General features: G+C 66.9%; 2 protein-coding genes. Both read left to right on the forward strand.

The window, feature by feature from the left end; all coding sequences use genetic code 11:
- Window positions 1–525: alpha-glucosidase C-terminal domain-containing protein (locus tag ABT116_RS46815; RefSeq protein WP_351647415.1), on the forward strand; the 525-nt coding region annotated here is incomplete at its 5' end.
- Window positions 522–1,346, forward strand: an 825-nt coding sequence (locus ABT116_RS46820) for an alpha-amylase family glycosyl hydrolase (RefSeq protein ID WP_351647417.1), incomplete at its 3' end; no start/stop codon positions are given. The genes ABT116_RS46815 and ABT116_RS46820, both read left to right, overlap by 4 nt.

Below are 1,346 nucleotides of genomic sequence, written 5' to 3' on the forward strand. Positions count from 1 at the left end.
ACGCTGTCACCGTCCTGGGGCATCTACTCCGGCTACGAACTGTGCGAGAACACCCCGCTCAGGGAGGGCTCCGAGGAGTACCTGGACTCGGAGAAGTACCAGCTGCGGCACCGCGACTGGGAGGCCGCCGAACGCGAGGGCCGCACCCTCGCCCCGCTGCTCACCCGGCTCAACACCATCCGGCGCGAGCATCCGGCACTGCGCCGGCTCAGGAACCTCCGCTTCCACCACACCGACAACAACGAGGTCATCGCGTACAGCAAGCGCAGCGGATCCGATGTGGTCCTGGTGGTCGCCAACCTCGACCCCCACCACACCCAGGAGGCCACGGTCTCGCTGGACATGCCGCGACTCGGCCTGGACTGGCACGAGTCGGTGCCGGTGCGCGACGAGCTCACCGGCGAGACCTACCACTGGAGCAGGAACAACTACGTGCGGTTGGAGCCGGGGCGGGCTCCCGCGCACGTCCTTCACGTCCAGTTGCCGCCCGCCGCGCACGCGAACGGAGGGGCACAAACGTCATGACCGTGAACGAGCCCGTGCTGGACACCTTCGAGGACACTCCCGCGAGGGACCGAGACCCGGATTGGTTCAAGCGCGCCGTCTTCTACGAGGTGCTCGTCCGCTCGTTCCAGGACAGCGACGGCGACGGTGTCGGCGACCTGAAGGGGCTCACGTCCAAGCTCGACTACCTCCAGTGGCTCGGCGTCGACTGCCTGTGGCTGCCGCCCTTCTTCAAGTCACCCCTGCGCGACGGCGGCTACGACGTCGCGGACTACACGGCCGTCCTGCCGGAGTTCGGCGACCTGGCCGACTTCGTGGAGTTCGTCGACGCCGCCCACCAGCGCGGCATGCGCGTGATCATCGACTTCGTCATGAACCACACCAGCGACCAGCACCCGTGGTTCCAGGAGTCGCGCAAGGACCCCGACGGGCCCTACGGCGACTACTACGTGTGGGCCGACGACGACAAGCAGTACCAGGACGCGCGGATCATCTTCGTCGACACCGAGGCCTCCAACTGGACCTACGACCCGGTCCGCAAGCAGTACTACTGGCACCGCTTCTTCTCCCACCAGCCGGACCTCAACTACGAGAACCCGGCCGTGCAGGAGGAGATGATCTCCGCGCTGAAGTTCTGGCTGGACCTGGGCATCGACGGCTTCCGGCTGGACGCGGTGCCGTACCTGTACCAGCAGGAGGGCACGAACTGCGAGAACCTCCCGGAGACGCACGACTTCCTGAAGCGGGTGCGCAAGGAGATCGACGCGCAGTACCCGGACACGGTGCTGCTGGCGGAGGCCAACCAGTGGCCCGAGGACGTCGTCGACTACTTCGGCGACTAC

Origin of the sequence: Streptomyces sp. NPDC002130 (assembly GCF_040296465.1) — a bacterium.
Classification (GTDB): Bacteria; Actinomycetota; Actinomycetes; order Streptomycetales; family Streptomycetaceae; genus Streptomyces.